The sequence below is a fragment of the Nonomuraea sp. NPDC048916 genome (assembly GCF_040649575.1).
Taxonomy (GTDB): Bacteria; Actinomycetota; Actinomycetes; order Streptosporangiales; family Streptosporangiaceae; genus Nonomuraea.
Map to the genome: position 1 here is coordinate 1 of NZ_JBEZFS010000299.1, position 372 is coordinate 372.

Genomic DNA, 372 nt, shown 5'->3' on the forward strand with positions numbered 1-372 from the left:
GCTGGCAGTCGGGGGAACGAAGTGTGACCCAGAGCACGTTGGGCTCGTTGTCATAACGCCTGCATCACGTCCACGTCTGCCGGGGCGAGGCCTGGGTAGGCCTGCTGTGTCCTGTTCTCCATGGCCAGGAGGCCACCATGCCCGCTGCCGCGCAGCTTCTGCTCTCCGCCCTTTCCAAACAGGTCCCCGCCCAGCCCGAGCCCGCCCCGCTGACCAGCGAACTTCCCCTCGCCGAAGTCGCCCATCTGATCAGCGGTCCGCCGCTCGCCGATGTCTCCCTCCTGCTCGGCGAATCCTCGTTCGCCGATTCCGCGCCGCTGACCAGCGAGCCTCCGCTCGCCGATGCCACCCCTCTCACGAGCGAGCCTCCGC

Annotated in this window: 1 protein-coding gene; it reads left to right on the forward strand. The window is 68.5% G+C overall.

The window, feature by feature from the left end; all coding sequences use genetic code 11:
- Positions 1-137: 137 nt before the first annotated feature.
- Positions 138-372: hypothetical protein (locus AB0C16_RS40950; RefSeq protein WP_357691616.1), on the forward strand; the 235-nt coding region annotated here is incomplete at its 3' end.